This is a genomic window from Achromobacter sp. 77 (assembly GCF_020541125.1).
Classification (GTDB): Bacteria; Pseudomonadota; Gammaproteobacteria; order Burkholderiales; family Burkholderiaceae_B; genus Achromobacter; species Achromobacter mucicolens.
Genome location: NZ_CP059848.1, coordinates 4,769,788 through 4,794,787, shown reverse-complemented (window position 1 = coordinate 4,794,787; position 25,000 = coordinate 4,769,788). Strand labels below are relative to the sequence as shown.

General features: G+C 66.7%; 18 protein-coding genes. 4 read left to right on the top strand and 14 right to left on the bottom strand.

All coding sequences use genetic code 11. The annotated features are described in order from the left end of the window. Positions 1–5 precede the first annotated feature (5 nt). A complete protein-coding gene (locus tag H4P35_RS22230; protein WP_226847039.1) occupies positions 6–2,105 on the bottom strand; it encodes a TonB-dependent siderophore receptor in 2,100 nt (699 codons plus the stop codon). A gap of 283 nt (positions 2,106–2,388) precedes the next feature. Between H4P35_RS22230 and H4P35_RS22225 the strand changes: the two genes are divergently transcribed. Then, positions 2,389–3,561 carry a PepSY domain-containing protein gene (locus tag H4P35_RS22225; RefSeq protein ID WP_255616179.1) on the top strand — a complete coding sequence of 391 codons (1,173 nt, stop codon included), beginning with the start codon at positions 2,389–2,391 and terminating at the stop codon, positions 3,559–3,561. A 25-nt stretch (positions 3,562–3,586) separates the two neighbouring features. Here H4P35_RS22225 and H4P35_RS22220 read toward each other — a convergent pair whose 3' ends face one another. The 13 genes from H4P35_RS22220 to H4P35_RS22160 all read right to left on the bottom strand — a co-directional run bounded on the left by H4P35_RS22220 (position 3,587) and on the right by H4P35_RS22160 (position 16,715). Next, on the bottom strand, positions 3,587–4,741 hold the full coding sequence (locus H4P35_RS22220) for an iron-containing alcohol dehydrogenase (protein ID WP_226847038.1): 1,155 nt from the start codon (positions 4,739–4,741) through the stop codon (positions 3,587–3,589). Positions 4,742–4,745: 4 nt separating this feature from the next. After that, on the bottom strand, positions 4,746–5,354 hold the full coding sequence (locus H4P35_RS22215; RefSeq protein ID WP_180097882.1) for an ANTAR domain-containing response regulator: 609 nt from the start codon (positions 5,352–5,354) through the stop codon (positions 4,746–4,748). Further along, positions 5,351–6,490: a transporter substrate-binding domain-containing protein gene (locus H4P35_RS22210; RefSeq protein ID WP_226847037.1), complete on the bottom strand. Its 1,140-nt coding sequence runs from the start codon at positions 6,488–6,490 to the stop codon at positions 5,351–5,353. Before H4P35_RS22210 ends, H4P35_RS22215 begins: the two co-directional genes overlap by 4 nt. Next, positions 6,487–7,998 (bottom strand): amidase, encoded by a 1,512-nt coding sequence (locus tag H4P35_RS22205; protein ID WP_226847036.1) that lies wholly within the window; start codon positions 7,996–7,998, stop codon positions 6,487–6,489. The genes H4P35_RS22210 and H4P35_RS22205 overlap by 4 nt, the downstream gene beginning before the upstream one ends. Positions 7,999–8,011: 13 nt before the next feature. Then, the gene (locus H4P35_RS22200) at positions 8,012–8,716 is read right to left on the bottom strand and encodes an ABC transporter ATP-binding protein (RefSeq protein WP_180097884.1); all 705 of its coding nucleotides are present in this window, start codon (positions 8,714–8,716) and stop codon (positions 8,012–8,014) included. Then, a complete protein-coding gene (locus tag H4P35_RS22195) occupies positions 8,700–9,434 on the bottom strand; it encodes an ATP-binding cassette domain-containing protein (RefSeq protein ID WP_226847035.1) in 735 nt (244 codons plus the stop codon). Before H4P35_RS22195 ends, H4P35_RS22200 begins: the two co-directional genes overlap by 17 nt. Further along, positions 9,431–10,423: a branched-chain amino acid ABC transporter permease gene (locus H4P35_RS22190; RefSeq protein WP_226847034.1), complete on the bottom strand. Its 993-nt coding sequence runs from the start codon at positions 10,421–10,423 to the stop codon at positions 9,431–9,433. The genes H4P35_RS22195 and H4P35_RS22190 overlap by 4 nt, the downstream gene beginning before the upstream one ends. Further along, positions 10,423–11,292, bottom strand: coding sequence for a branched-chain amino acid ABC transporter permease (locus H4P35_RS22185; RefSeq protein ID WP_226847033.1), 870 nt, complete (start codon positions 11,290–11,292; stop codon positions 10,423–10,425). The genes H4P35_RS22190 and H4P35_RS22185 overlap by 1 nt, the downstream gene beginning before the upstream one ends. Positions 11,293–11,299: 7 nt before the next feature. Then, complete coding sequence (locus tag H4P35_RS22180; RefSeq protein ID WP_226847032.1) at positions 11,300–12,541, bottom strand: ABC transporter substrate-binding protein; 1,242 nt, start codon at positions 12,539–12,541, stop codon at positions 11,300–11,302. Positions 12,542–12,866: 325 nt separating this feature from the next. After that, the gene (locus H4P35_RS22175) at positions 12,867–13,418 is read right to left on the bottom strand and encodes a cytochrome b (RefSeq protein WP_180097889.1); all 552 of its coding nucleotides are present in this window, start codon (positions 13,416–13,418) and stop codon (positions 12,867–12,869) included. Positions 13,419–13,433: 15 nt separating this feature from the next. Then, positions 13,434–14,420, bottom strand: coding sequence for a cation diffusion facilitator family transporter (locus tag H4P35_RS22170; protein ID WP_226847031.1), 987 nt, complete (start codon positions 14,418–14,420; stop codon positions 13,434–13,436). A gap of 119 nt (positions 14,421–14,539) precedes the next feature. Continuing rightward, positions 14,540–16,090: a cryptochrome/photolyase family protein gene (locus H4P35_RS22165; protein WP_226847030.1), complete on the bottom strand. Its 1,551-nt coding sequence runs from the start codon at positions 16,088–16,090 to the stop codon at positions 14,540–14,542. A 16-nt stretch (positions 16,091–16,106) separates the two neighbouring features. Next, positions 16,107–16,715: a lipocalin family protein gene (locus tag H4P35_RS22160; protein ID WP_056325794.1), complete on the bottom strand. Its 609-nt coding sequence runs from the start codon at positions 16,713–16,715 to the stop codon at positions 16,107–16,109. A gap of 250 nt (positions 16,716–16,965) precedes the next feature. Between H4P35_RS22160 and H4P35_RS22155 the strand changes: the two genes are divergently transcribed. The 3 genes from H4P35_RS22155 to H4P35_RS22145 all read left to right on the top strand — a co-directional run bounded on the left by H4P35_RS22155 (position 16,966) and on the right by H4P35_RS22145 (position 24,972). Beyond that, on the top strand, positions 16,966–17,760 hold the full coding sequence (locus H4P35_RS22155) for a hypothetical protein (protein ID WP_226847029.1): 795 nt from the start codon (positions 16,966–16,968) through the stop codon (positions 17,758–17,760). A 1-nt stretch (position 17,761) separates the two neighbouring features. Next, the gene (locus H4P35_RS22150) at positions 17,762–18,424 is read left to right on the top strand and encodes a hypothetical protein (protein ID WP_180097893.1); all 663 of its coding nucleotides are present in this window, start codon (positions 17,762–17,764) and stop codon (positions 18,422–18,424) included. Positions 18,425–18,876: 452 nt separating this feature from the next. Then, on the top strand, positions 18,877–24,972 hold the full coding sequence (locus H4P35_RS22145) for an autotransporter outer membrane beta-barrel domain-containing protein (RefSeq protein WP_226847028.1): 6,096 nt from the start codon (positions 18,877–18,879) through the stop codon (positions 24,970–24,972). Positions 24,973–25,000: the final 28 nt, after the last annotated feature.

Genomic DNA, 25,000 nt, shown 5'->3' with positions numbered 1-25,000 from the left:
TCGCGTCAGTAGCGCAAGGCCAGGCTGACCAACGTGGTGCGTCCATTCCCCAGCGCGACGGCGTTGCGCACGCCGCCCGCGTAATACTGTTTGTCGAACAGGTTGTTCATCGTCAGGGCCGCCCGCCAACGCCCCGCGTCATAGGCCACGCCTGCATCGGCCACCAGATATCCGGGAATGTCGTAGCCGTAGGTATAGCGGCTTCCTTCTGCGCGAAGGCCGCCCGTCAGCTCCCAGCCGGCCAGGTTGCCCTGCATCCGATAGCGCGCCGTCACGTTGAAGCTGTGCCGCGGCACGCTGTTGAGCCGGGTGTTGTTGGTGGAGGGCACTTGGCCGCCGTCGTCCACGACCACGGCCGATAGATAGGCATAGCCGCCCATGAGGCTCAGGCCATTGCCCAGGTCCGACGCCCATCCCAGTTCCGCGCCGCGCGTGCGCTGTTTGCCGACTGCGATGCTGTAGCCGTCATTCACCGGGTCCGCCTGCAGGACGTTGCGCCGCTCCAGGTCGAACGCGGCCACCGTGATGCTGGTGGCGCCGTCGTCAAGATCGATCTTCACGCCGGCTTCCCATTGCCTGCCGCTTTCGGGCTTGAAGGTGTTGCCGTCGACGTTGGTGCCGCTGTTGGGATAGAACGACGTGGCGTAGCTGATATAGGGGCGCACGCCGGGCGCAATCTCGTACATCAGCGCGCCCGACCCGGTGATGGCGTTATCGCTGCTGTCCTCGCGGGCTTGCGTGAGATGGTCGGTCGAATAGGTGCTGGCGGTGTCATGGCGCAGGCCGAACACCGCGTTCCACCGCTCGCCCAGCGCGATCTGATCGCGCGCATACACGCCGATCGCGCGCACGGTGGTGCTGCTGTCGGTGCGCGGATTGGCCGGGCAGTTGATGGGGCTGCCGTAAACCGGTTGGTAGACGTCCAGGTCCCGCACCGAGCAGTTGTACGACAGGCTGTTCTCGCGCGTGCGCAGGTAATCCATGCCGACCGTGATGTCGTGGGCGCCGAATCCCGTATCGAATCTGCGCTGCGCGTTGGTGTCCAGCGTGATCGTGTCGCCGTCCCAGTGCTGGTCCGTGGCGGTGCGCCGCAGCGTCCGATTGTCGGCGCGCAGCAAGCCATTGGCGACCAGTTGGCCATTGAGCGTGAACGATTGCCAACGCGCGTTCTGGTTGACCGTCCAGCCATTGTCGAAGCGGTGCGTCAGCGCGTAGCCCACGCGGCTCTGGTAGCCGCGATAGGGGTCCTGGCCGGGCTCGCCGGTGAAGCGGTCACGCGGGATGGCGCCATTGGGGTTGGACTGCACCGTCCCGACGATTGGCAGTCCCTGCTGGCGGATGTACTGACGTTCCTGGTAGCTGGTCAGGATGGTGAAATCCGTGCGCGGCCCCAGATCCAGCGACAGCGAAGGGGCGATGAACCGATTTTTGAACCACACGTGGTCGGTTTCGTCATTCGAATTCATGGCCAGGGCATTGACGCGAAATGCCGCCTTGCCGTTGTCCGACAGCGGGGTGCCCATGTCCAGGGTGGCCTGCCGGAAGTCGTGGCTGCCCAGTGTGGTGGCCGCTTCGGCGAAGGTTTCGGCGCGCGGGCGCTTGCTGACCATGTTGACCAGGCCCCCGGGAAGGACCTGACCGTAAAGCAGCGAGGCCGGCCCCTTCAGCACTTCCACTTGTTCCACACCGAACAGCTGTTCGGCGACACGGTTGCTTGCCGCCGTGCGCAGCCCGTCCAGGAACAGGGAATCGGAGGCGACCTGCCCGCGGATGATGAGATCGTCCCAGCCGCGGCGGCCAAACTGATTGGCGACCACACCGGGCACGTTATGCAGCGCGTCGGCCAGGGTCTGCGACTGCTGCGCGTCCAGAACCGCTCGCGGCACGACGGTGATCGACTGCGGGGTCTTGGACAGGGGAACGGACGACTTGTTGACGGCTGGCGGCGCGACCGGGTTGAAGAGTCCGTCCTGGCCGGCGTCATCGTCGCCGGTGACGCGCACGGCGGGCAGTTGCACGGGGGAATCGTCAGTCTGAGCGACAGCGGCAAAGGGGGCGGCCAGCACGATGGCGGCGGCCAGTGCCGAATAGGAATTCAAGGACATGGAAGGACGGCGGGCGCGGGAGAAGCGGTGGGTATGCATGCGCGGCGGCACGCGTGATCGATGATCGACGTGCTTTGCGAATGAGAATAACAACGATTAATTATAAGCACTACAATGCGCGTTGGGCGCGGCAATGCGCCCGAAAATTTCGTCCTTGTGTCGCTTTACATCACGTTCATGTCTCATGCCGTCTTCGCTTGAATCTTCCGCTGGCACGCTCGTCGCAGCCAAGACGCGTTCGTCCGCCCGCAGGCTTTGGTTCGATCTGCATAGCTGGATTGGCATGAAGTTGTGCATCCTGCTCAGCTTCATTTTCTGTACGGGGACGCTGGCGGTGGTGGCGACCGAGGTCGATTGGCTGATCGAACCCGCCATGCGCGTGACACCCCAGGACCGCCAGGCCAGTTGGGGAGAAATGCTCGCGGCTGCGGAGCGGGCGCACCCCGGCTTGCGCCTGCGCAGCCTGGCCGCGCCGCACGGCGAGCGCTTTGCCGCCGAAGCGCTGATGCGTCAGGACAATGGTGAATTGCTGCGGGTGTGGGTGAATCCGCATACCGCGCAAGTGACGGGGCAGTCGTCGTGGTGGAGCGCGCAGCGATGGCTGCGGGACACGCATCGCAACCTCATGCTGCCCCCGAAATATGGCGTGCCATTGGTCGCCCTTCTGTCGATCCCGCTTTTGTTGATGCTGGTCAGCAGCCTCTACATCTACAAGCGTTGGTGGCGCGGATTCCTGGCCTGGCCACGCAAGGGCAAACCGCGGCTGACGTGGGGCGACGTGCATCGCCTGGCGGGCGTCTGGAGCCTCGGGTTCATGCTGCTCATCGGCGTGACCGCCTTTTGGTATCTGGTTGAGTCACTGGGGGCGAAGGCGCCGCTTCCGCCAACGATCGTGCAGCTCAAGGGCGCGGCCACGCACGCGCCGCTGGCCGCCCAGGATGTGGACCGGGCAATCGCCGCGGCGCAGGCGGCGTGGCCCGATCTGAAGATCTCCAGCGTGCGGCCGAGCCCCAATGGAAAGGCGCTGCTGTTGGAAGGGCAGGCAAACGGATGGCTGTTGCGCGAGCGCGCCAACGTCATTGGCGTGGAGATCGCCTCGGGCGCCATCCTGGGACGCAACGACGGGCAGGACATGAATGTTCACCAGCGCATCGGCGAGGCGGCCGACCCCCTCCATTTCGGCACGTTCGGCGGCTGGCCGGTGCGGGCGTTGTGGTGCTTTTTCGGAATCTTGTTGACCACGCTATCCCTGACCGGTGCGTATCTCTACGGTATCCGCATCGCCGAGTCGGCGCGCACCGCGCTCAAGCGCCGCGGTGCGCCTGCGGGCGCACCGCATTCCCGCGAGCCGTCTGCGTGGGCAGCCGCGTGGCGGCGCATGGGCCGGTGGCGCTGGCTGGCCGGCGGCCTGCTCGGCATGTGGCTTGCGCTCGTGATCATCCAGGCGCTGAAATGACGCCGAGGGCCGCGCGGCAGGCCGCTCAGTAGGCGGCGCGGTAGATGTCCAGCGCCTGCGCCTCATCGATGGGTAGCGGGTTGTTCATCAGCAGGCGCTGCTGCGCCATGGCGGCGCTTGCCAGCGTGGGCAGGTCGGCTTCCGAGATACCCACGGCGCGCAGCCCCTTCGGCAACTCGGCCTGGCGGATCAGGTCTTCCAGGAAGGCGATGAAGGCGGCCGCGCCGCTGGCGTCATCCGCGGCCTGCGGCAAGCCCACCGCCTGCCCCAGCTCGGCGTAGAGAGGTGCCGCGGCCTGCGCATTGAAGTGCAGCACGGCAGGAAGCACCAGCGCGTTCGACAGGCCATGCGGCACATGGAATATGCCGCCGATGGGGTAGGCCAGCGCGTGCACGCCACCCACGGGCGCATTGGCGAATGCCTGGCCGGCCAGCATCGCGCCCAGCAGCATGTCCGAACGCGCCTGCAGATTGGCGCCGTCGCGGCAAACGGTGATCAGGTTGGCGGACAGCAGCTTCAACGCCAGGATGGCCAGATGATCGGACAGCGGATTCTTCAGGCGTTTGCTGGTGTAGGCCTCGATGGCGTGCACCATCGCGTCCACGCCGGTGGCGGCCGTAGCGGCGGGCGGCAGGCCGACCGTCAGTTCGGCATCCAGAAAGGCCGCGTCGGCATAGAGCTGCGTCGCGACCACGCCGCTTTTGGTGGTGGCGCCCGTGGTCACGATCGAGATCGGCGTGACTTCCGAGCCTGTGCCGGCCGTTGTCGGCACCTGAATCAGCGGCAAGCGCTGGCCTTGCACCTGGTTGACGCCGTACATGGCGGCCAGCGGCTGATCGCTCTTGCACAACAACGCCACCAGCTTGGCCACGTCCATGGACGAACCGCCGCCAAAGCCGATCACCACGTCGGCGTCGAATGCGCGGGCGCGTTCCGCGGCCGCCTGCACCACGGCTTCGGGCGGGTCGGCGACCACATCGTCGATCACCAGCGTCTGCCAGCCGCTGGCGGCCAGGCTGTCCAGCGCCGGTTGCAGCGCGCCGCTGCGGTTCAGAAAGTTGTCGGTGACGAGCACCGCGCGCGCGCCGGCATGGCGCTCGCGCAGCAGGGCGCCCAGGCGGCGAGCCAGGCCCGGTTCGACAAGAATGTGGGGGACGGTCTGAAATGAAAAGGCGGACATGGGATCAGGAGAATTCGTTGATGATGGTTTGCGCCACGTCTTCGAGCGACGATCGCGTGGCCATGGCGCGCCCCTGGATTCGGCGGTGCGCCTCGTTTTCGGTGATGCCTTCGCGCGCGATCAGCAGCGTCTTGGCAGTGGCGACCTTGCTGACCGCGGCGTAACGCCCTTCCAGCTTGCGCATGTGAGCCATCGTGGCGGCCTGCTGGCGCCACGCGGTGCGCGCCAGCAGCAGCTGGGTCAGCAGTCCAAAAGGGCGGATCGGCCGCTCGATGACGCCGGTGCAGCCGCTATGCAGCACCAGTTGCAACGTGGCGGGGTTTTCGTACTCGACGATGCCGACCAGTGGCGGGCTCAGCGCGTTCAGGCTGTCGGCCAGCGTCTGGATGGCATCGCGATAGTCTTCTTCGATGGGCAGAACGACCACGTCGGTATCGGTGCAGAGCGTATCGGGCAGCGGCCATTGCTGGGTCGGCACGCAGCCGATGCGTTTCAGATGCGACATCAACAGACGCGATTCGGCATCCTGCGGGTGCAGGACCAGCACGCGCAGGCCGTTCAGTTCGCGCAGCGCCGTGGTGCTGCGGCCGGGCCGGGTCAGAGAGGCGGTCACGGTAGCGCCAGGGCCTCGGGGTCGAGCGCGTGGTCCACGAGGTACGGCACCGGCCGCACCGCGGCCCGCGCGGCGTAGATGATCTTGAACTGGCGTTGCGCATCGAGGCGCGCGATGCGCGGCCAGAGCGAGGTGTGCTGCGTATCGCCATCGATGGTGACCAGGCCTTGGGGCGCTTCGAACTGGGCGCCGTCCAGGGCCTGCACCAGGTCGGGCACGGCCAGACCGCCCGCGCGGCGCGCGGCGTCGGCCACGAGATGGACCTGGGAATAGGCGGCTTCGGCGCCTGCCGTGATCGGGCTGTCTTCGCCGAAGCGCGCATGGTAGGCCTGGGCGAACCGGCGGCTGGGCGCGGTGTTCAGGGACGCGAAGTAGGGCGCGGCCGTGATGTGGCCTTCTGCCTCTTCAGCGGTAAGCGCCGCCACGTCGGTCTCGTTGGTGGCCAGGCTGACGATGGGCATGCGCGCCGGGTCCAGGCCCAGCTCGCGGTAGGCGCGGTACAGCTTGACGATGTCCCGGCCGACCATGGTCGAGTAGATGGCGTCCGGACGCAACGCCACGGCGCGCTTCAGCACATCGGCCAGGTCCTCCTGGGGCGCGTTCAGCGGCAGGTAGACCTCGTCGACCACTTCGCCGCCCGCCTGCTCGTAGAGCTCGCGCATGATGCGGTTCGACTCGCGCGGGTAAACGTACTGGCCACCAATGAAGAGCACGCGGTTGCCGAAGTGGCGGATCACGTAACTGGCCAGCTGCACCGAGTTCTGGTTGGGCACCGAGCCGCCGTAGAAGCAATAGGGCGAGTACTCGAAACCCTCGTAGAGCGTGGCGTAGAACAGCAGCGCGCGGCGGCTTTCGACGACCGGCAGCACGGCCTTGCGGGTGCTGGACATGTGGGTGCCGAAGATCAGCGGCACGCGCTCGCGGTCGCAGAGCCATTCGGCGGCTTGGCGATAGTCGGCCGGCTGGGCGCCCACGCGCGCGCTGACAGGAACCAGCGGCACGCCGCCGATGCCGCCCGCGGCATTGACCTCGTCGATGGCCAGCAGCGTGGCGTTTTCCTGGGTGATCTCGGTGGCCGCAGTCAGGCTCTCGTGCGAGAACAGCAGGCCGACCCGATGGCCGGTGGTGGCGGTCACAGCGATGTCCAGTCGAGCGATTGCTCGAAAGCATGGGCGGCGCGATACAGCGTCGTTTCGTCGAAATGGCGGCCCACCAGCATCATGCCGACGGGCAGGCCGTCGCGCAGGGCGCAGGGCACGGAGATGGCCGGATGGCCGGTGACGTCGAAGGGCGCGGTGTTGGCGTTCATTTCAAGGGCGCGGGTCACGAAGAGGTCCGGGGCCGCGCCGGCATCGATGAGACGGGGCGCGCGCATGGGCACGGTCGGCATCAACAGCAGGTCGACCCGGTCCAAAGCCTGATCATAGGCCTGGCGCAGGCGGCGCGCGAGGTTTTGCGCCTTGCCATAGTACTGGCCGCCGTAGCGCGCGTAGAAGTATTCGCCGGCCAGCAGGCAGGTCTTGACGTCGTGCGGGAACTCGTCGGCGTGGTCGCGCCAATGGCGTTGCGCCTGCATCAGGCCGGTCACATACAGGCCCTTCCAGTTGGTGCCGTAATTGAAGGCCTTCATCTGCTGGGTGGTGCCCTCGACCGCGATCGGCGTCCAGATGGCATGGCCCTTGCGGTGCAGGGGTACCGGCAGCTCGATGACGTCGGCGCCCAGCGCGGCCATCTCCCGGGCCGCCTTGCGCACCGCTTCGTCGACCTCGCTTTCACTGTTTGCCCAGCCAAAGCCCTCGGGCACGACGCCAACGCGCAACCCCTTGAGCGGCATGTCCAACGCGTCCCGGTAGGACGGGCGCGCGGCGGGAAGGCATTGCTGGCGCGGGTCCAGTCCGTCGGCGCCGGCGATGGCGTCCAGCAGCAAGGCGTTGTCGGCCACATTGGCCGTCATGATGCCGGCGTGGTCCAGCGTCATTTCGATGGGCATGATGCCGGTATAGGGAATGAGGCCGTGGGTGGGCTTCATGCCGTAGATGCCGGAGTAGGCCGCCGGAATGCGCACCGACCCGCCCTGGTCCGTGCCGATGGCCATGTCCGCCTCGCCGGCGCCGACGAGGGCCGCCGCGCCCGAGGACGAGCCGCCGGCCGAGTGCTCGGGATTGCGCGGGTTGCGCACCGGGCCCGCGGCATTGGTATGGCTGCTGCCGGAAACGCAGAAATACTCGCAATGGGCCTTGCCGACAATGCGGCCGCCGGCATCCAGAATGCGCGTGGCGACGGTGGCGTCCTGATCGGGCACGTAGCCGCGCAGCGTGGCCGAGCCGTTCATCATGGGCACGCCGGCCAGGCAGACGTTGTCCTTGAGCACCACGCGCTTGCCCGCCAGCGGACCGCCGGGGCGGCCGTCGATCTCGGTGCGCACATACCAGGCGTTCAGCGGGTTGTCTTCGGGCTGCACGCCGGGCGTGCGCGGATAACGCACCACCGGCGGCTGATCGATCAGCGCATCGACCTGGTCATAGTCGGCAAACGTGGCCTCCAGAATGCTGCCGTAGGCGCGCAGCGTGGCATCGTCCAGATTCAGGCCGATGCGGCGCGCGGCCTGGTCCAGCGCTTCCAGGGTGGGACGGGGAAGGGACATCTTGGATTCCGTATCAGGATTGCAGACCGCCGTAACGCCGGGCGATCTCTTGGGCAGTGGTGGTGGCGGTGGGAACGTCGGCGATCAGCTCGCCTTTTTCCAGCACCAGAATGCGGTCGGACAACGCGCACAGGAAGTCGATGTCCTGTTCGACCAGCAGGATCGCGATGCCATGCGAGGCGCGGAGTGTCTGCAAGGCCTCGACGATCTCATCGCAGATCGACGGCTGGATGCCTTCGGTGGGTTCGTCCAGCAGCATCAGCCTGGGTTCGCCGCACAGGCAGCGGGCCAGCGCCAGCAATTGCTGTTCGCCGCCCGACAGGCTGCCGCCGGGACGATCGAGCAGACGTTGCAGACGCGGAAAGACCTTCAACACCGAGGCGATCATGGCATCGGCGCCGCGCAGGTTCTTCACGCAGCCCATGCGCAGGTTTTCGGCCACGCTCAGCGCCGGGAAGATCTGCCGGCCTTGCGGCACGAAGCCCAGGCCCTGGCGGGCGCGCGCATGCGGGGCAAGCGCGCCGATCTTCCGGTCGGCCAGCGTCAGGTCGCCGCCGGTCAGGGCAAGCTCGCCCATCAATGTGCGCAACAACGTGGTCTTGCCCATGCCGTTGCGGCCCAGAATGCCGGTGAATTCCCCGGCGGCCATGCTGAAGCTCACGCCATGCAGCACCGGGATGCGGCCGTACCCGGCCTTCAGGTCACGCGCCTGGAGCATGTGTCTCTCCTTGCTTGCCCAGATAGGCGGCACGCACTTCGGCATGCGCCATGATGTCGTCGAAGCTGCCTTCGGCCAGCACTTCGCCCTGGTTGAAGACCGTGATGCGGCCGGCGATCAGCCGGATAAAGGCCATGTCGTGCTCGACCACGACCACGGTGCTGTGGCGGTTGATGGCGCCGATCAGGTCGGCGGTCTTGCGCACCTCCTGGTGCGTCATGCCGGCTGCCGGCTCGTCCAGCAGCACCAGCTCGGGCCGCGACGCCAGGATCATGCCAAGCTCGACCCATTGCCGTTGGCCGTGGGCCAGCGCGTTGACCGGCGTGCCGGCCACCGCGTCCAGGCCGATTTCCCCCAGCACCTCGGCGGCAATCTCGTCCGGCACGCCCTGCGCGCGCCGCGCCGCGGCCAGGCGCAGGTTCTCGCGCACGTCCAGCCCTTCGAAGACGCTGGGCACCTGGGTCTTGATGCCGATGCCCAAACGCGCCACTTCGTGCGTGGCCAGCCCGCGCAGGGGGCGTCCCTTGAAGCGGATCTCGCCGCGGCTGGGCTGCAACTGGCCCGACAGCATCTTGAAGAACGTGCTTTTGCCGGCGCCGTTGGGGCCGATCAGGCAGCGCACTTCACCGCGTTCCAGCCGGAAATCGACCTCCCTGACAGCGTGCACGCCACCGAAGCTCACGCCCAGGCCCTGGGTTTCCAACAGCAGCGTGCTCATGCTTGCTCCTTGGCCGGCCGCACCACGCGGCGGCACGCGTCGAGCACCGTCGGGGCCAGGCCGCGCGGGATCAACAGAACGAAGAGAATCAGGATGACGCCCAGCACCAGCCCGGTGTCGACGGTGTGCTGCGCGCCCAGTTGCGTGACCATGGCTTGCAGCGCCACGCAGGCGATGATGGGGCCGATCAGCGTGCCCCGGCCGCCGACGATCACCCAGATGATGATCTGCGCCGACTGCGACAGCCCGAAGACGCCGGGGCTGACGAAGGCGCCCCAGTTGGCGTAGAGCATGCCGGCAAGGCCCGCCAGCGCGCCGCCCAGCGTAAACGCGGCCAGCTTGTACAGGCTGGCGTTGTAGCCCAGCAGCAGCGCGCGCTGCTCGTTTTCACGGACGGCGGCTACCACGCGGCCAAAGCGCGAGGCCATGACGGCGCGCAGGCCGAAGTACGCCGCGATCAGAATCAGCGCGGCCAGCGTGAACGTGCCTTCGGGCGACAGGGGGTCGGCCGCGCCCGGCAGCGTCAGCGGCGGGATGGACGGAATGCCATTGAATCCGCCCAGCAGCGCCTCGCCGATGCGATAGCTGTCGCCCGAGGTCGAATTCATCAGGTTGAACAGGATCAAGGTCACGGCCAGCGTGATGACGCCCAGATAGACGTCGCTGATCTTGCCGTAGAACATGAAGTAGCCCAGCAGGGCGGCAAAGGCCGCCGGCACGGCGACCGCCACGGCCATCGCGGCCAGACCTGCGCCGAAGTTGAAGGCGCCGATCGCCCAGGCGTAGGCGCCCAGGCCAAAGAAGGCGGCCTGCCCGAAGCACAGGATGCCGCCGTGCCCCCAGACGAACGCCAGGCTCAGGGCCAGCAACGCCATGACGAGGTAGACCGTCATGGACAAGAGGCTGAACATGTCGACGACGGTGGGCAACAGGATCGCCGCGGCGACGGCCGCGGCGCCCAGCGCCAGAGAAATCACAGGTACACGCATCAGATCGCTCGCTTGAAGAATCGGCCGGTGATGCCTTGCGGCAGCAGACGGATCAGCACGATGGCGGCCAGCAGCAAGGCCACCTGGCCGTAAACGGGCGTGGCAAGAAAGGTCACGCCCTGGCTGATGGCGCCGAAGAATCCCGATGCGCTCACCGTGCCGGCGATGACGGCGCTGCCGCCGCTGATGACGGTGATGAAGGCCTTGGCGATATAGGCCGCGCCAATGGTCGGGATGACGCCGGTCAGCGGGGCGAGCACGGCGCCCGCCAGACCGGACAGGGCGGCGCCCAGACCGAAGGTCATCTTGTAGACGCCATTGGGGTTCATGCCCAGCGCATTGGCCATCGCGGCGTTCTGCATGCAGGCGCGGGCGCGCAGGCCGAAGTCGGTAAAGCGCAACAGGCACCACAGCGCCACCATGACGCCGGTGGCCAGCGCAATCAGAAAGAGCGTGTAGCCGCTTGCCTGGCGCGCGCCGACCGTGATGCCGCCCAGGGGCGAGGAAATGCCGACCGTGGTGTTGCCAAAGACCATGGTGGCCAGGCCGATGACGGCCAGCGACAGTCCCCAGGTCGCCAGCATGGTGTCGATCATGCGGCCGTACAGATGGCGCACCAGCAGGTGTTCGACCAGCACGCCGAAGATGCCGACGATCAAGGGCGCGAGCACCAGCATGGAGATCCAGATCGGCACGCCCCACTGGTTGGTGGCAAGGATGGCGACGTAGCCGCCCAGCATCATGAACTCGCCGTGGGCGAGGTTGATGATCTTCATCATCCCGAACACCACCGCCAACCCGACGCTCAACAGCGCCAGGATGGCGATCGCACCCAGGATATCGATGGCATAAATGGCAACGAGATCCATGGAACGCTCAGAACTTGATGGCGTATTGACGGTTGTCCGCCGGGTTCTTGATCAGGTCGCAGACGGCCGCGGTATCGCCGGGCTGCTGCTGCGGGAAGCTCTCGACCAGGTTGAGCTTGCGGTCGCGCACTTCGGCGATGTGCACGTCCAGCGTGCAGTGGTGAGTGGCGGGGTCCAGCGACACACGGCCGCTCGGCGCATCGATGGCGATGCCGGATTCCAGCGCTTCGATGACCTTCATGCGGTCCAGCGAGCCGGCCTTGCGCACGCCTTCGGCCCACAGCATGAAGCCCTGATAGGCGCCCATGGCCAGTTCGGTGATGTAGGGATAGTCGGCGCCGTAGCGGGCATGGAAGCGCTTGACGAAGTCGGCGTTGGCCGCGCCGGGCAGCTCTTGCAGGTAGTTCTGGCAGACCAGGAAGCCGTTGCATTCCTCGGGCGACAGCACGATGTGTTCATTGCCGCCGGCAAAGGTGGTCGAGGCCAGCGGGATCTTGCCCGTCATGCCGGTGGCCTTCCATTGCCGGTAGAACGACATGTGCGCGCCGCCCACAAGACCCGACCAGATGAAATCGGGCGAGGCTGCCTGGATCTTGGAAATGGCGGCGCCAAAATCGGTCACATCCAGCGGGAAGAATTCCGTCGCGACGGTCTTGCCGCCCACGTCGGCCGCGTACTTGCGCACCCAGTTGGACACGATCTGGCCGTAGTTGTAGTCGGCGGCCACGATGTACACCTTCTTGCCCCAGTTCTTGACGGCGTAGGGGGCGAGCTTTTGCACGGTCTGCGCAGGCGTCACGCCGGCCGCGAAGTAGTTGCGGTCGCAGACGCCGCCTTCGTACTGGTTGTTGTAGAAATACAGGGTGCGATAGCGGTTGAGCACCGGGCGCACGACCTCGCGCGAGGCCGACGTGATGCCGGCGTGGACCACGGCGGCCTTGTCGCGCAGCGCGGCCTGCTGCGCGAACTGCGCATACAGCTGCATGTTCGATTGCGCGTCATAGGCGATGAAGTTGATCTGCTTGTCCAGCAGGCCGCCCTTGGCGTTGATTTCCTCGGCCGCGAATCGCAGCGCGTCCATCACCGGCTTGCCGTAGATGTCCAGGCCCCCCGACAGATCGTAGATGGCGGCGACGTTGATTTTTTCCTCGCCGGCCGCAAAGGCGCGCGAGCCCGTCAGCCCCAACAGGGTAGCGGAGGCGGCGGTGGCAGCGGTGGACGAGAGGAACTGGCGGCGGTTCATGCTCATGTTGATGGCCCCTTGAGCGCTTGCGGCGCGCACGGTCTGGCGCCCGGCGCAAAGTGCAGGGACGAGCAGAGGCCGACGCCGAAAGTCGCGTAGACGTGTGTAGGTGTGTGGGTATGCCGAGAACCCGGCAGGATGTCGACGCCGTTGTCGACGAGAAAAACTGAGCGGCCTTGCGGGCAGTTGCGCCTTTGGAACTTGCCGAGCCGGCCTTCAATGCGTGAAGGCAGGGCAAATTCTAGGGGAAGGGCAAAGTCCAGGCTAGCCCCGGGATTTCCCTAGGGGCTAGCGCAGGTTCAGCGGTTCGCCTTGCGCGAGACGAGAAGCGTCAGCGACGTCCCGGCAGCATGCGCGCCAGGGTATTGTCCTGCAGGATGTAGTGGTGGAACAGCGCCGCGGCGGCGTGCATGCCCACCAGAAAGTAGCCGGCCGTCGCCAAGAATTCATGCAGTTCCTTCAGCTGGCTTGCCAGCGCCTTGTCCGCGCCCACCAAGGCGGGCACCTCAAGGCCAAAGAACGGAATGGTTTTACCGCCCGCGCTAAGCGTCAGCCACCCAAGAATGGGGGTGGCGATCATGAACGCATACAGGGCGTAGTGCATCAGCCGCGCGAGCACGTCCTGCCAACGCGGCATCGGCGGCCGGACGGCAGGCGCGGCGCCAGCGGCCACGCGGATGGCCAGCCGCAAGGCAACCAGCCCGATCACGCACAGCCCCAGCGAGAAATGCAGCGCCTTGACGTTGTTGTAGAGATCGGTGCCTTTCGTGGCCAGGCCGCGCAGTTCCATACAGGCGTAGACCAGCGCCAGCACGATGAGCATGAGCCAGTGCAGCGCAATGACGAGGCCGCCAAACTGTGTATCGGTGTTCTTGATTGCCATGAGGTTTCCTTATTTTCAGGACTGCTGCTGAATAGCGGGCGTGATGCCGGACGCACCTTGATCGGAACTTGCCGGCGCGCCGGTGCGCCGCCAGGGGTCGACGTGGGTCATCAGGTTCAATACACGGTGCCGCTGCATGACCCGGTGGCGGGCCTCGACCGCGATCTTGTGGCCTTCGTCCACGGTCAACGCCGCGTCGATTTCCAGGTGGGCATCGGCCAGGATCATGTCGCCCATTTTTCGGGTCCGCAGGTCATGCACGCCTTGAACGCCGGCGGTATCCAGCAAGGTCCGGCGTATGGCTGCGGTTTCGTCTTCGTCGGCCGCACGGTCCATCAGATCGTGCAGGGCATCCCACCCAAAATTCCAGCCCATTCTTGCCACCATGAACCCCACGATGGCGGCGGCCACGGGATCCAGGATCGGGTAGCCGAGCAGGTTGCCGACGATGCCGATGCCGACCACCAACGAGGAAGCGGCATCCGAGCGCGCGTGCCAGGCATTGGCCACCAGCATGCTGGACTTCACGCGCTTGGCCACAGCGAGCATGTAGCGGAACAGGATTTCCTTGGCGACCAGGGCGGCGCCCACGACCCAGAGGGCAATGCCATGCACCTGCGGGATCGCGCCGGGCTGCTCCAGCTTGCTGATCGCCGCCCAGAGCATGCCGCCGCCCACGAGCAGCAGCAAGATGCCCAGCGCGAACGACGCCGCGGTCTCGTAGCGGTAATGCCCATAGTGATGACCGGCATCGGCTTCCTTCTGGCTATGCCGGTTGGCAAGCAGCACGATGAAGTCTGCGACCAGATCGGACAAGGAGTGGATGCCGTCGGCGATCAACCCCTGGGATTTCGAGAATATGCCCAGGATGATCTGGGCGGTCGCAAGCGCCACATTGACGCCCACGCTGACCCATGTGCTGCGGGAGGCGGCGGCAGCGCGCTCTGCCGGCGTGTGTTCGTTATCTTCGGGGGCGTCGGGCGCGGGCCGAAGGGGTGTCATGGGTACAGCTCCGATGCTTGGTGTTTGCGATGGGGTATTTGGGCGCCCAGCATAGCGGCCCGACCTTAACGCAGGATGAATGCCGCCGGAATGATTCGCGCTCTGGCGTTAAGCGAGTCTTACAGGCCTTCCAGGCGCGTCAACGTCAGCGCCGCCTGCTCACGCAACGCGGCCTGCGCCTCCTCGGGAAGGTCCTGCCATCGCCGGTACACCATGGCAAGGCGCCGGTTGTCCTCAAGCTGCGATTTGTGGCGAGCAAAAAAATCCCAGTACAGGGCGTTGAACGGACAGGCGCGTTCGCCCGTCTTCTGCTTCTTGTCGTACGGACACGCGTGGCAGTAGTCGCTCATCCGGTCGATGTACGACGCGCTGCTGACATAGGGTTTGGTGCCCAGCAAGCCCCCGTCGGCAAACTGGCTCATCCCCACCGTGTTGGGCAGCTCGACCCATCCGAACGCGTCGATGTAGACGCCCAGATACCAACGGTGCACCTCGGCAGGGTCCAGGCCGGCCAACAGCGCGAAGTTGCCGATGACCATCAGGCGCTGGATATGGTGCGCGTAGGCGTTCTCCAGCGAATTGCCGATGGCGTCGCTCATGCAGCGCATGCGGGTCTGCCCGGTCCAGAACCAGGCCGGCAGCGGGCGCGTGTGCCCCAACGCGTTGCGCGTCTCGTACCCCGGCATGTGCGCCCAATACACGCCACGAACATACTCGCGCCATCCCAGAATCTGCCGGATGAAGCCTTCAACGGCCGCCAAGGGAGCGTGTCCCGTTTCGTAGGCGGCCTGCGCCTGACGCACCAGCTCGCCGGGGTGCAGCATCTTGGTGTTCAGGGCGAACGACAACTGCGAGTGAAACAGGCGCGGATTGCCCGCGCTCATGGCGTCTTCGTAGGCCCCGAAGTTGGGCAGCGTGTGCTGGATGAAATGGTCCAGCCATGCAAGCGCCTGCGCGCGATTCAGCGGCCAGCGGAACTGATCGGCCTGCGGATTTCCAAAGCTCTGCACGCCTGCCTGCTGCACCGTTTCCCACAGCGCGCGATGGTCGTGCACCGGCCGGACGTCGGGCGGCAGCGGCGGGGTGCCGGGCCAGGGCTTGCGGTTGTCGTGATCAAAGTTCCATCGCCCGCCCACTGGCTCGCCAGAGGCATCCATCAATACGCCGTGACGCCGGCGCATATGGCGGTAGAACGTCTCCATGAGCCAGCTCTTGCGGGGGCCGAAGAACGTGGCCACTTCGTCACGCGTCGTATGGAAATGCTCGCTGTCGGTCTGCTGCACGGAGAATGCCTGCGTGGCAGTCCAGGCGCCAAGGACTTGGCTGACCCGCCATTCGTCGGGTTGCTGGTAGCCCAGTTCGCGGGCGCCGTAGTGCGCCATCAGCGCAGTCAGATTCTGGGTGATGTCCTGCCGGTTGCTGGGGTTGTCGATCGCTACATACCTGACGCGATGTCCCGCCTGGCGCAGATGGCGCGCGAAATCGCGCATGGCGGCGAATATCGCCAGGATTTTTTGCGCGTGGTGCAGCACGTAGTCCGTCTCTTGACGCACTTCCATCAGCACATACACCACGTCCGGGTCGGTCCGGGCGAACCAGCTGTGCAGCGGGTTCAGCTGGTCGCCGAGAATCAAGCGCAGGGTGTGCGCGCCAGCGCTCTTGGATGTCATGGCGCGCGACGCGGCATCAGGAAGCCGGTTCCAGCGGCGGCTGTTCGCGGTCCTGGCTGACCCAGATGAACGCGTCGGTGTCCAGGCCCAACGCCTTGGCGCGGCTCAGGATGTCGTCGCGCGTCTGCGCATTCAGTGTCTTGTCGCGCGCGAGGATCCACGCATAGCTGCGATCCGGGCCCACCACCAGGGCCCAGCGATAATCCGGATCCAATGCGGCCACATGGTAGCCGCCATAGAAGGGGCCGAAGAACGACACCTTCAGCGATGCCACGGACGGATCCCCCGTGAAGCGGGCCAGCCCCTCTGCCGAACGCCAATCGCCATTCGACCCCTTGGCCGGGTCGAATCCGCGGTTCACGACGCGCACGGTGCCGTCATCCTGAAGCGTGTAGTGCGCGGTGACGTCCGTCATGCCGCGTTCGAAACGGTGGTCCAGCCGCGCGATTTCGAACCAGCGGCCTTCATAACGATGCACGTCGAAGGCGCCGACGGGCGTCACGCCTTTGGGCGGTGTCGTCGCGGCACAGCCATACAGCGTCAAGCCCAAAAGTCCCAACGCCACCCACGGCGCGACGCGCCGCAACGGGTGGGTAAAACGACGACCGGCTTCTGCATGGCGCATGGCAAACCTCCGCTGAATTTGAGTCCTGGAAATTATATTTGCGGCGGTTTGGACCTAAGCTTGCCGTTCGGAAAAAAAGGAAACAATTCTTGGGGCTTTGGATGCGGTGTCGGGTTTCGTAGAATGCGGAATCCCAATTCATTCGGCTCGCGCCGCCAAGGACGTTTTGCAGTCTCCGAAGAAAACCGTACAGCCGAATTGCCATCGCGCGTGGATGTGCGCAAGCGTCGCAGTGGGGCTGGCCCTGTTGATGACGTCTCCCCTACAGGCGCAGCTGGCAGCACATGCGCCGCAGGCCGCGAAAGGCAGCCAGCCGCTTGGCGGGGCCTTTGCTCGGGAAGGCGAGCCGGCGTCCGGCCTCTACCGGATCACGTACCGCGGCAAGCCTTACCGGCCTTTGAACGCCTACCAGTTCATCCACGTCAGCGCGTTGGGGCCCACCCAAGGCGGGCAGCCGATGCTGCTGGCAGTCTCCAATGATTTCATGGGCGTGGGCACCATCCTGATCGCCGTGCAGAACGACACGCCGCTCGCGCGGGTGTTGAGTCCCGTCATCGATGTGCGTGACCCGGACATGGGATTGGCGCAACCCGGGCGTCAGGACCTGCTGCTGTTCACGGCGGGCTCGCGCGCGCTGGTGACGACGACGGGGCAGGTGCTGTGGTTCGAGCACCTGCGCACCGGAGAAGCCCCGCGCGCCAGCCCGTTGCTGGTATCGGTATCGCCGGACAATCGTCACGGCGCCGTGCTGCTGGACAACGAGATCCGGCTGAGTGTGGCAGACGAGGGTCCCTATGCCACCATCCCGTTCACCAAGGCAATGCAAGGCGAAGCCTTCAAGGCGGCTTGGGACGAGAGCGCCGCACGCGCGCGCAAGGCCCTGGACGAAGGCAAGCGGATCGACCAGCGCCGGCTTTACGCCAACTTGAAGGCGGAATGGATCAACCGGAATTTCCGGTGGCAAAAGCTGGGCGACAGCTGGCAATTCATCGGGCAGAAGCTCAAGCCCGTCGCGCTTGACGTGCAACCCCGCGAGGAGCCCTGAGATGCACGCTGTCTTCGCAACGCATTGCATGCGCTGGCTGGCGCTGTCGTGCGCTGCCGCGCTGACCGGCTGCGCAAGCACTGCGGATGTCTATGAAAAGCATGTGCGCGCTGAAGAGGCCAACCCGTCTGACGTGGTGCTGACCTTGGACGTGGCGTTTGCACGGGCACCGGACTACGCCCCGCGGACCATCGAGTACGGATCGACGGACAGGCGGGTGGAATATGCCGGGTACCCCAGCCTCGACGTCCCCTTCTATCAAAAGGGGGTGGGCTTCGACCTGGGCGTGGTCGGCGATCCGCGCACATTGCTGGCCGTGCCGTATCCGTCGCCCGCCACCCGCACGACATCCGCGCAATTGAAGATCTTCGGCGAACGCCAGGACGCAACGCACTACCGTTTCGTGGTCTTGCCCCGGTCCGGGTGGCGCAGCATGAACAGCTTTCAGGTGTCGTTCGCCGTCAACGGCCGGCGCGAGGGCATGACGTTTGCCTACAGCACGAAGAAGGTGTGCGAAAGCCGATTCGACGTCACGACGCCGACGTACGGGTTCAGCATGTCGGTCGCGGCTCGCTTTCCGGGCGGCAAGCCTGGTTGCCTGAAGGCATGCGATGCCCGCCCCGGGTATCCGGGGCAATGTGCGTTCTTTTCCGGGATCGAATGATCCCGGCCTTCAGAACTGATATTCGAACCGCGCATACCCCGTTTGCGGTTCATCGTTGCTTTCCCTCTTGCGCGCCCATTAGCCGGCCGGCCCGGAGCCGGCATTCGCATGAGGCGGTCGGACTACATCACCGGGCCGCCGGTCGTCATTCGCGGAATTAAGCCGAATTCTTGAGGCAATTCCATGCAGACCGGTGCGCGACGATCGCATGGCGGCGGGGCAACAGGCGGGCGGACTGAAGTGCAACATCGCTGTGCAAAGGCAAGCGTCACTGGTAAAAAACGTCCGGAGCAGAATAAATCAGAAAACTTATGCGGCCCGTTGTTACGGTCCGCGCCGAGGGGAAGACGATGGGAAAGCCGACCGCAAAGCGACCTTTGCGAGCCAGGGGCACTGTTGTTGGGGCACTGCAACCACGCCGTTCGCTGCCACGTCCCCCGGACTGGCGCGAGATGCTTTCCGTCACTGCCGTGGGGCTCGTCATGTCGCAGCCCGCCGTCGCGGCATTGAGTTGTCCTTCGGTCGACACCAATCCTTCCAATTCCACCACCTGCACCATTTCGTCCAGCCAGGGCGGGTCGGGGGCGCAGGTCAGTGTCGTCAACACTGCCAGCGCCGGCACGGGCGACAACATCGGCGGCTATGGCGGCAACTACACGGTGGTCAACAACGGCGCCGTGCTGCAGCCGAGCGTCCCGCAGGGCGGCATCTTCGTTCGCCTGACCGGCGGCATGGGGTCCAGCGACACCAGCAACAATGCGACGAACGGCGGTAACGGCGGCACCATCACCATCAACAACAACGGCGGGACGATCACCGTTCAGAACGCGCCGACCTCCAGCACCCAAGGCAGCGGTCCTGGCATTTGGACGGATTCGGGCGCGCAGTTCGGGATCTACGGCGTGTCGGTCGGGGGTATTGGCGCCAATGCCAACGAGACGGTGATTGGCGGGGGCAACGGGGGCCAGGGGGGCGATGGCTCTGCCGTCACCATCACCAATAGCGGCAACGTCAGCGTCTTGAACCTGCCCTATGGCGGCGTGGGCCTCTATGGCGCCAGCATCGGCGCGACGGGCGGAAACCAGGACAATGCGGCGACGGGCGACCAGGTCGGCGGCAATGGCGGCGGAAGCAATATCGTCAATATCTCGAATACCGGGGCCGTGTCGGTCACCGGTTCCACGTCGCGCTATGCATGGGGCATCGGCGCGGAGTCCATCAGCGGCAGTGGCGGGCTGGACAACGGCAGCGGTTCCAGCGGCGGCGCGGTCAATTACTCGAATCCGACGATCATCACCAATACGGGCTCCGTGACGGTGAACGTCAGCGGGACGGCCCTGAGCAGCGTGCGCGGCCTGTATGTCCTGAGCCAGGGCGGCAACGGCACGACGTCCGAGGACGGCAGCGACAACGGCGGCACCGGCGGCCAGTTTGGCGCGATGACGGTGGTGAACTCGGGTCAGGTGTCCGTGTCCAGCACCTCGACCGTGCAGCCCGCGAGCCTGTCGAAGGTGTCCGGCGGGATCGTCGTGATCGGGCTGGGCGGCAATGGCGGCATGGGTCCGCAGACGATCACCAACACCAGCGGCGAAATCGGCGGATACGGCGGCGGCAACGGCAATACGACCACCACGGTCACCCTGAACAGCGGGTCGTCGGTCACGACCTCGGGCGATTACCTGCCGGGCGTCAACGTGATCACGCAGGGCGGCAATGGCGGCGCGGGACGCGAGGACAGCAACGGGGCGGCCGGCGGCAACGGCGGCACGGTGAACGTCACCCTGAGCGGCAATGCCACCATCCGCACCAATGGCGTGCAGTCCACCGGCATCTCGGCCAGCAGCCTGGGCGGCGCGGGCGGGGGGGTGGAGACCAGCAGCGGCATCATCGACTTCACGCCCGAAAACGCCGGCAGCGGCGGAGCCGGCGGCGCGGTGACGGTGACGACTACCGGCGGCTCCATCCAGACTTCCAACAACTATTCCATCGGCATCCTCGGCCAGTCGATGGGCGGCATTGGCGGCACGACCACGTCCAACTTCGAACTGTTCGGCAATGCTGGCGCGGATGCGGGGATTGGCGGGGCCAGCGGCTCGGTTTCCATCAACAGCCAGTCCTCGATCACGACCACCGGGCAGTCCTCGCACGGCATATCGGCGCAAGCCATCGGCGGCGGCGGCGGCACGGCGGGCGTCAGCAGCGGCATCGTTGCATTGGGCGGGGCGGGCGGCACGGCGGTCTCCGGCGGCACGGTCACGATCAACCAGTCCGGCACGCTGACCACGGGCGGGACGTCGGCCATCGGCATGCTGGGCCAGTCCATCGGCGGCGGCGGCGGGGATGGTGGCGCGGCAAGCGGGGTTGCCGTGATCGGCGGGCAGGGGGGCGGTGGCGGCAACGGCGGCTCGTCCACTGTCGGCCTGAACGGCTACACCTTGACCACGGGCGGCGACCATGCGTACGGCATCGTGTCTCAGTCCATCGGCGGCGGCGGGGGAACCGGCGGGGCAGCCTCTTCCTACGACGCCGGCGTGGGCTTTGCCATGTCCGTCGCGGTGGGCGGCACCGGCGGCAACGGCGGTGCGGGCGGCAGCGCCGCGGGCAACGTGTCCAACGCCACCTTGACGACCGGTTCGTCGGGCACCACCAACGGCGATGCGCACGGCGTGGTCGTGCAGTCGATTGGCGGCGGCGGCGGGGCGGGCGGCGCGTCCGTCGCCAAGGCCCTGGCGATCGCGGTGCCAGACGAGGACGCGTCCTTTGGCGTCGCGGTCACGTTTGCCATGGGAGGGTCCGGGGCCTCGGGCGGCGCGGGCGGCACCGCGTCGTCGGCCATCAACAATTCCACCCTGACCACGTATGGGCCCAATTCGCAAGGCGTCCTGGTGCAATCGATCGGCGGCGGCGGCGGGCTGGGCGGCAGCGCATCGGCCCTCTCGACGGTAGTCGGCACCGGCGATTCCGTCGGCGGCACGGTTCAGTCGTCGGTGGGGGGCAGCGGCGGATCGGGCAGCTACGGCGGCAACGCCACGCTCAGCCTGGCGGGCAGTTCCATCACCACGTGGGGAGACTCGGCAAATGCGCTGGTGCTGCAAAGCATTGGCGGCGGCGGCGGGGCGGGCGGCGTGGGTTCCGCCACGGGACGCAGCCCCAATGTGGATGCCAACGTGTCGATCACGGCCAACGTGGGCGGGATCGGCGGATCGGGCGGACAGGGCGGCACGGCGTCGCTGACCGTCAATCCGGCCAGCACCATCATCACGCACGGCGATGGCGCGCGCGCCGTGCTGGTGCAGTCCATCGGCGGCGGCGGCGGGGCGTCGCAAGGCGGCCAGGTCGGGCTGGCCGTCAACAGCGAAAGCGAGGACAGCACGACCGACGTCAGGGCCACCGTGTCGGTTGGCCGCGGCGGCACCGGCGGGGGCTATGGCGGCGCCATCAACCTGAACAGTGATGGCAATGTCACCACCTATGGCGCCGATGCCGACGGGCTGCTGGTGCAGAGCATCGGCGGTTCGGGCGGGCTCGGCGGCGCGGTCGGCGGCAGCAGCCAGAACAATTCCTCCGACGCGCTGGACGACTCCGGCACGACCTACCAGTTCAACGTCTCCGTGGGCGGCAATGGCGGCGCAGGCGGCAATGGCGGCGCGATCGGAACGACGTCCAATGCCGCGAGCATCGGGGCGTCCACGAACACGTACGGGGATTACGCGGACGCAGCCGTCCTGCAATCCATTGGCGGCGGCGGCGGCGCGGGGGGCGCATCGACCGCCTCGTCCAGCATTTCGTCGTCCAACGTGTCGATTTCGGTGGGCGGCTCGGGCGGAAGCGGCGGGGCGGGCAACAGCATCGTCGCCTTCCTGAACGGCAACGGGACCAACAGCTTCAACACGGCCGGCTATGGCGCGATGGGCATCGTCTTGCAGTCCATCGGCGGCGGCGGCGGCATGGGCGCCACGGGATCGCCGCTGGCAAACGGCTCGCTGCGGGCCGGCGCGACCGGCGGCAGCGGTGGCGCGGGCGGCAGCATCGCGGTCACGAGCGGCAGCTACGCGGCCATCCAGACCACCGGCGACAGCGCCTACGGCCTGGTGGCGCAGTCCATCGGCGGGGGCGGCGGCATTGCGATGGCGGGCAGCACGGCATCGGCCGCGAATCCCGGCAGCCAGCGATTCAACCTGCACGCGGGCGGCGCGGGCGTGGCCGGCGCGGGCGGCACGGTCAATCTGTCCACCGGCCTGAACCTGAACACCCATGGCGATCGGGCCATCGGCGTCATCGCGCAATCGATCGGCGGGGGCGGCGGCATCGTGACGTCCGGCACGGCGACCGGCGTCGGCACGACGGTGCTGGGCGGCGGGAACGCCAATGCAAGCGCCGTGAACGTGGATCTGCGCTACACGCTGGCCACGCATGGCGCGGGCGCGCACGGGATCGTGGCGCAGTCCATCGCGGACGGCGGGGGCATCCTGGGCGACACCACCAAGCTGATCACCACCAACCCGGCCGGATTCCTGCCGACCGCGTTCAGTTCGGGCACCGCCGGCAACGTGACGGTTTCCTTTGACGGCAATCTGACGACCGCGGGCGCCAACGCCTACGGCATCATTGCGCAGTCGATCGGCGGGGGCGGCGGGCTGGCTGGCGGGCCGCAGGCCGGCTTTGCCGGGTCGGTCAGCAGCGCCACGGGCAATGCCGGCAGCGTCACCGTGAACCAGAGCGGAACGCTCAGCGTGACGGGTTCGGATGCGACGGGCATCATGGCGCAAAGCCAGGGCGGACAAAGCGAGCAGGGCGTCACGGTCAACATCAACGGCAGCGTGTCGGGCGGCTCCAACTCCGGCAAAGGCGTGTGGATACTGAGCGGCCGGGACAACGTGGTCAACGTCAACGCAGGCGGTTCGCTCAGCGCGCTGTCCAGCACCGCATTGACGTTCAACGGCGATTCGACCACGGCGGCGGGGTCTTTCCTCACCATCAACGATTACGGCACCATCTCCGGCAACGTCTATTGCGGCAACGGCGATTCCACCAATGCTTGCAACTACTACGTGCAGTCGGGCGGCGTGGCCAACGCGGCCACTGCGTACCAGGCCAACGTCATCAACTCGGGGCTGGTCGTGATCGGCTCGCCGGGCCAGTTCCAGACCCTGACCGTCAGCGGCAATTTTAGGCAGTCCGCCAGCGGCGTCCTTCGCGCCGACGTGGACTTCGACCAGATGCGCGCCTCGCAGATGGTGGTGCAAGGCAATGGCGACCTGAATGGCAATGTCGACGTGCTGGCCGCGACGCTGATGCCGAACCGCGAGCTGACGGTTCTGACGGTGCAGGGCGATTCGCAAGGCAGCGTGGGCGCCGTCGACAGTCCGGTCTTCGATTACGCCACGCGCCAGGTCGGCCAGTCCACGCGCATCCGCGTGGCGGGCGCCGACTTCAATGCGCCGTCGATGCAACTGAAGGCCAACCAGCGCCAGGTCGCCGATCAGCTTCAGCGTATCTGGGATGCAGGCGGCAATTCCGCCCTGGCGCCGCTTTTCGGGCAGCTGGACCAGGCTTCGCGCCAGGGGGCGGGCACGTATCGCGACCGCGTGTCCAGCCTGTCGCCGGGCGTGACGAGCGCGCCGGCGGCGCAATCGGCCGCAAACCTGGGGCATTTCACGGGCGCGATGATGTCCTGCCCCACGTTCACCGGGGTCGATGCCTTCTCGGGCGAGCAGAACTGCTACTGGGGCCAGGTCACGGGCCGCGCGACCAGCCAGGACGGCAGCAAAGGCACGGCTGGCTTTGACTACGACACGGTGACCTACCAGATTGGCGGGCAGCGCGAAGTCAGTCCGGGCTGGTTCGTCGGCGGCTCGGTGGCCTACGAAAGCAGCAAGGTGCGCGCCAACGACGGCAGCGTGCGCGGCGATGGCGACAGCGGCTACGCCGGCATGGTCGTCAAGCGCCAGGAAGGGCCGTGGGTGTTCTCGGCCGCGGTCGGCGGCGGCTATGGCGGTTATCGCATGGACCGCAACATCGACATCGCGGGATACCAGGACACCTTGACCAGCCGCCCCGACGTCTATGGCTTTAATGTACGTTTGCGCGCCGCCCGCACCTTCGCCTTCGAGAGCGTGTACGTGAAGCCGTACCTGGACTTCGACGCGAGCTATACCCGCATGCCGGGCTACAAGGAATCGGGCGCGAACCCGCTGGCCTTGTCGGTGGACGGCAGCGACCAGTTCATCCTGGGCCTGTCGCCCATGATCGAGTTCGGCGGACGCGCCAAGCTGTCCAATGGCGCGATGCTGCGGCCGTTCGTGTACGCCGGCGTGTCGTTCCTGTCCAAGGACGATTGGACGACCACCTCACGCCTGCGCGGGGCGCCGGCCGGCACCGGATCGTTCGATACGTCGCTGCCGATCGACGATGTGGTGGGCAAGGTGGGGGCGGGGCTGCACGTCATGCGCGCCGGGGGGGTCGACTTCCGGCTTCAGTACGACGGCCAGTTTTCCGAGAACGTGCGCAGCCATAGCGGCACGTTGAAGGTCATGGTGCCGTTCTGAGGCCTGCGCCAACGCCGGGTGCGTTCTG

Bases quoted from the DNA above. Each gene is read 5' to 3' on its own strand.
- H4P35_RS22180 (WP_226847032.1), bottom strand. From the start codon at position 12,541: ATGAGCATGAACCGCCGCCAGTTCCTCTCGTCCACCGCTGCCACCGCC.
- H4P35_RS22160 (WP_056325794.1), bottom strand. From the start codon at position 16,715: ATGCGCCATGCAGAAGCCGGTCGTCGTTTTACCCACCCGTTGCGGCGC.
- H4P35_RS22200 (WP_180097884.1), bottom strand. From the start codon at position 8,716: ATGCTCCAGGCGCGTGACCTGAAGGCCGGGTACGGCCGCATCCCGGTG.
- H4P35_RS22170 (WP_226847031.1), bottom strand. From the start codon at position 14,420: ATGACACCCCTTCGGCCCGCGCCCGACGCCCCCGAAGATAACGAACAC.
- H4P35_RS22205 (WP_226847036.1), bottom strand. From the start codon at position 7,998: ATGTCCCTTCCCCGTCCCACCCTGGAAGCGCTGGACCAGGCCGCGCGC.
- H4P35_RS22230 (WP_226847039.1), bottom strand. From the start codon at position 2,105: ATGTCCTTGAATTCCTATTCGGCACTGGCCGCCGCCATCGTGCTGGCC.
- H4P35_RS22195 (WP_226847035.1), bottom strand. From the start codon at position 9,434: ATGAGCACGCTGCTGTTGGAAACCCAGGGCCTGGGCGTGAGCTTCGGT.
- H4P35_RS22220 (WP_226847038.1), bottom strand. From the start codon at position 4,741: ATGTCCGCCTTTTCATTTCAGACCGTCCCCCACATTCTTGTCGAACCG.
- H4P35_RS22150 (WP_180097893.1), top strand. From the start codon at position 17,762: ATGCACGCTGTCTTCGCAACGCATTGCATGCGCTGGCTGGCGCTGTCG.
- H4P35_RS22185 (WP_226847033.1), bottom strand. From the start codon at position 11,292: ATGGATCTCGTTGCCATTTATGCCATCGATATCCTGGGTGCGATCGCC.
- H4P35_RS22190 (WP_226847034.1), bottom strand. From the start codon at position 10,423: ATGCGTGTACCTGTGATTTCTCTGGCGCTGGGCGCCGCGGCCGTCGCC.
- H4P35_RS22165 (WP_226847030.1), bottom strand. From the start codon at position 16,090: ATGACATCCAAGAGCGCTGGCGCGCACACCCTGCGCTTGATTCTCGGC.
- H4P35_RS22155 (WP_226847029.1), top strand. From the start codon at position 16,966: ATGACGTCTCCCCTACAGGCGCAGCTGGCAGCACATGCGCCGCAGGCC.
- H4P35_RS22175 (WP_180097889.1), bottom strand. From the start codon at position 13,418: ATGGCAATCAAGAACACCGATACACAGTTTGGCGGCCTCGTCATTGCG.
- H4P35_RS22145 (WP_226847028.1), top strand. From the start codon at position 18,877: ATGCTTTCCGTCACTGCCGTGGGGCTCGTCATGTCGCAGCCCGCCGTC.
- H4P35_RS22225 (WP_255616179.1), top strand. From the start codon at position 2,389: ATGAAGTTGTGCATCCTGCTCAGCTTCATTTTCTGTACGGGGACGCTG.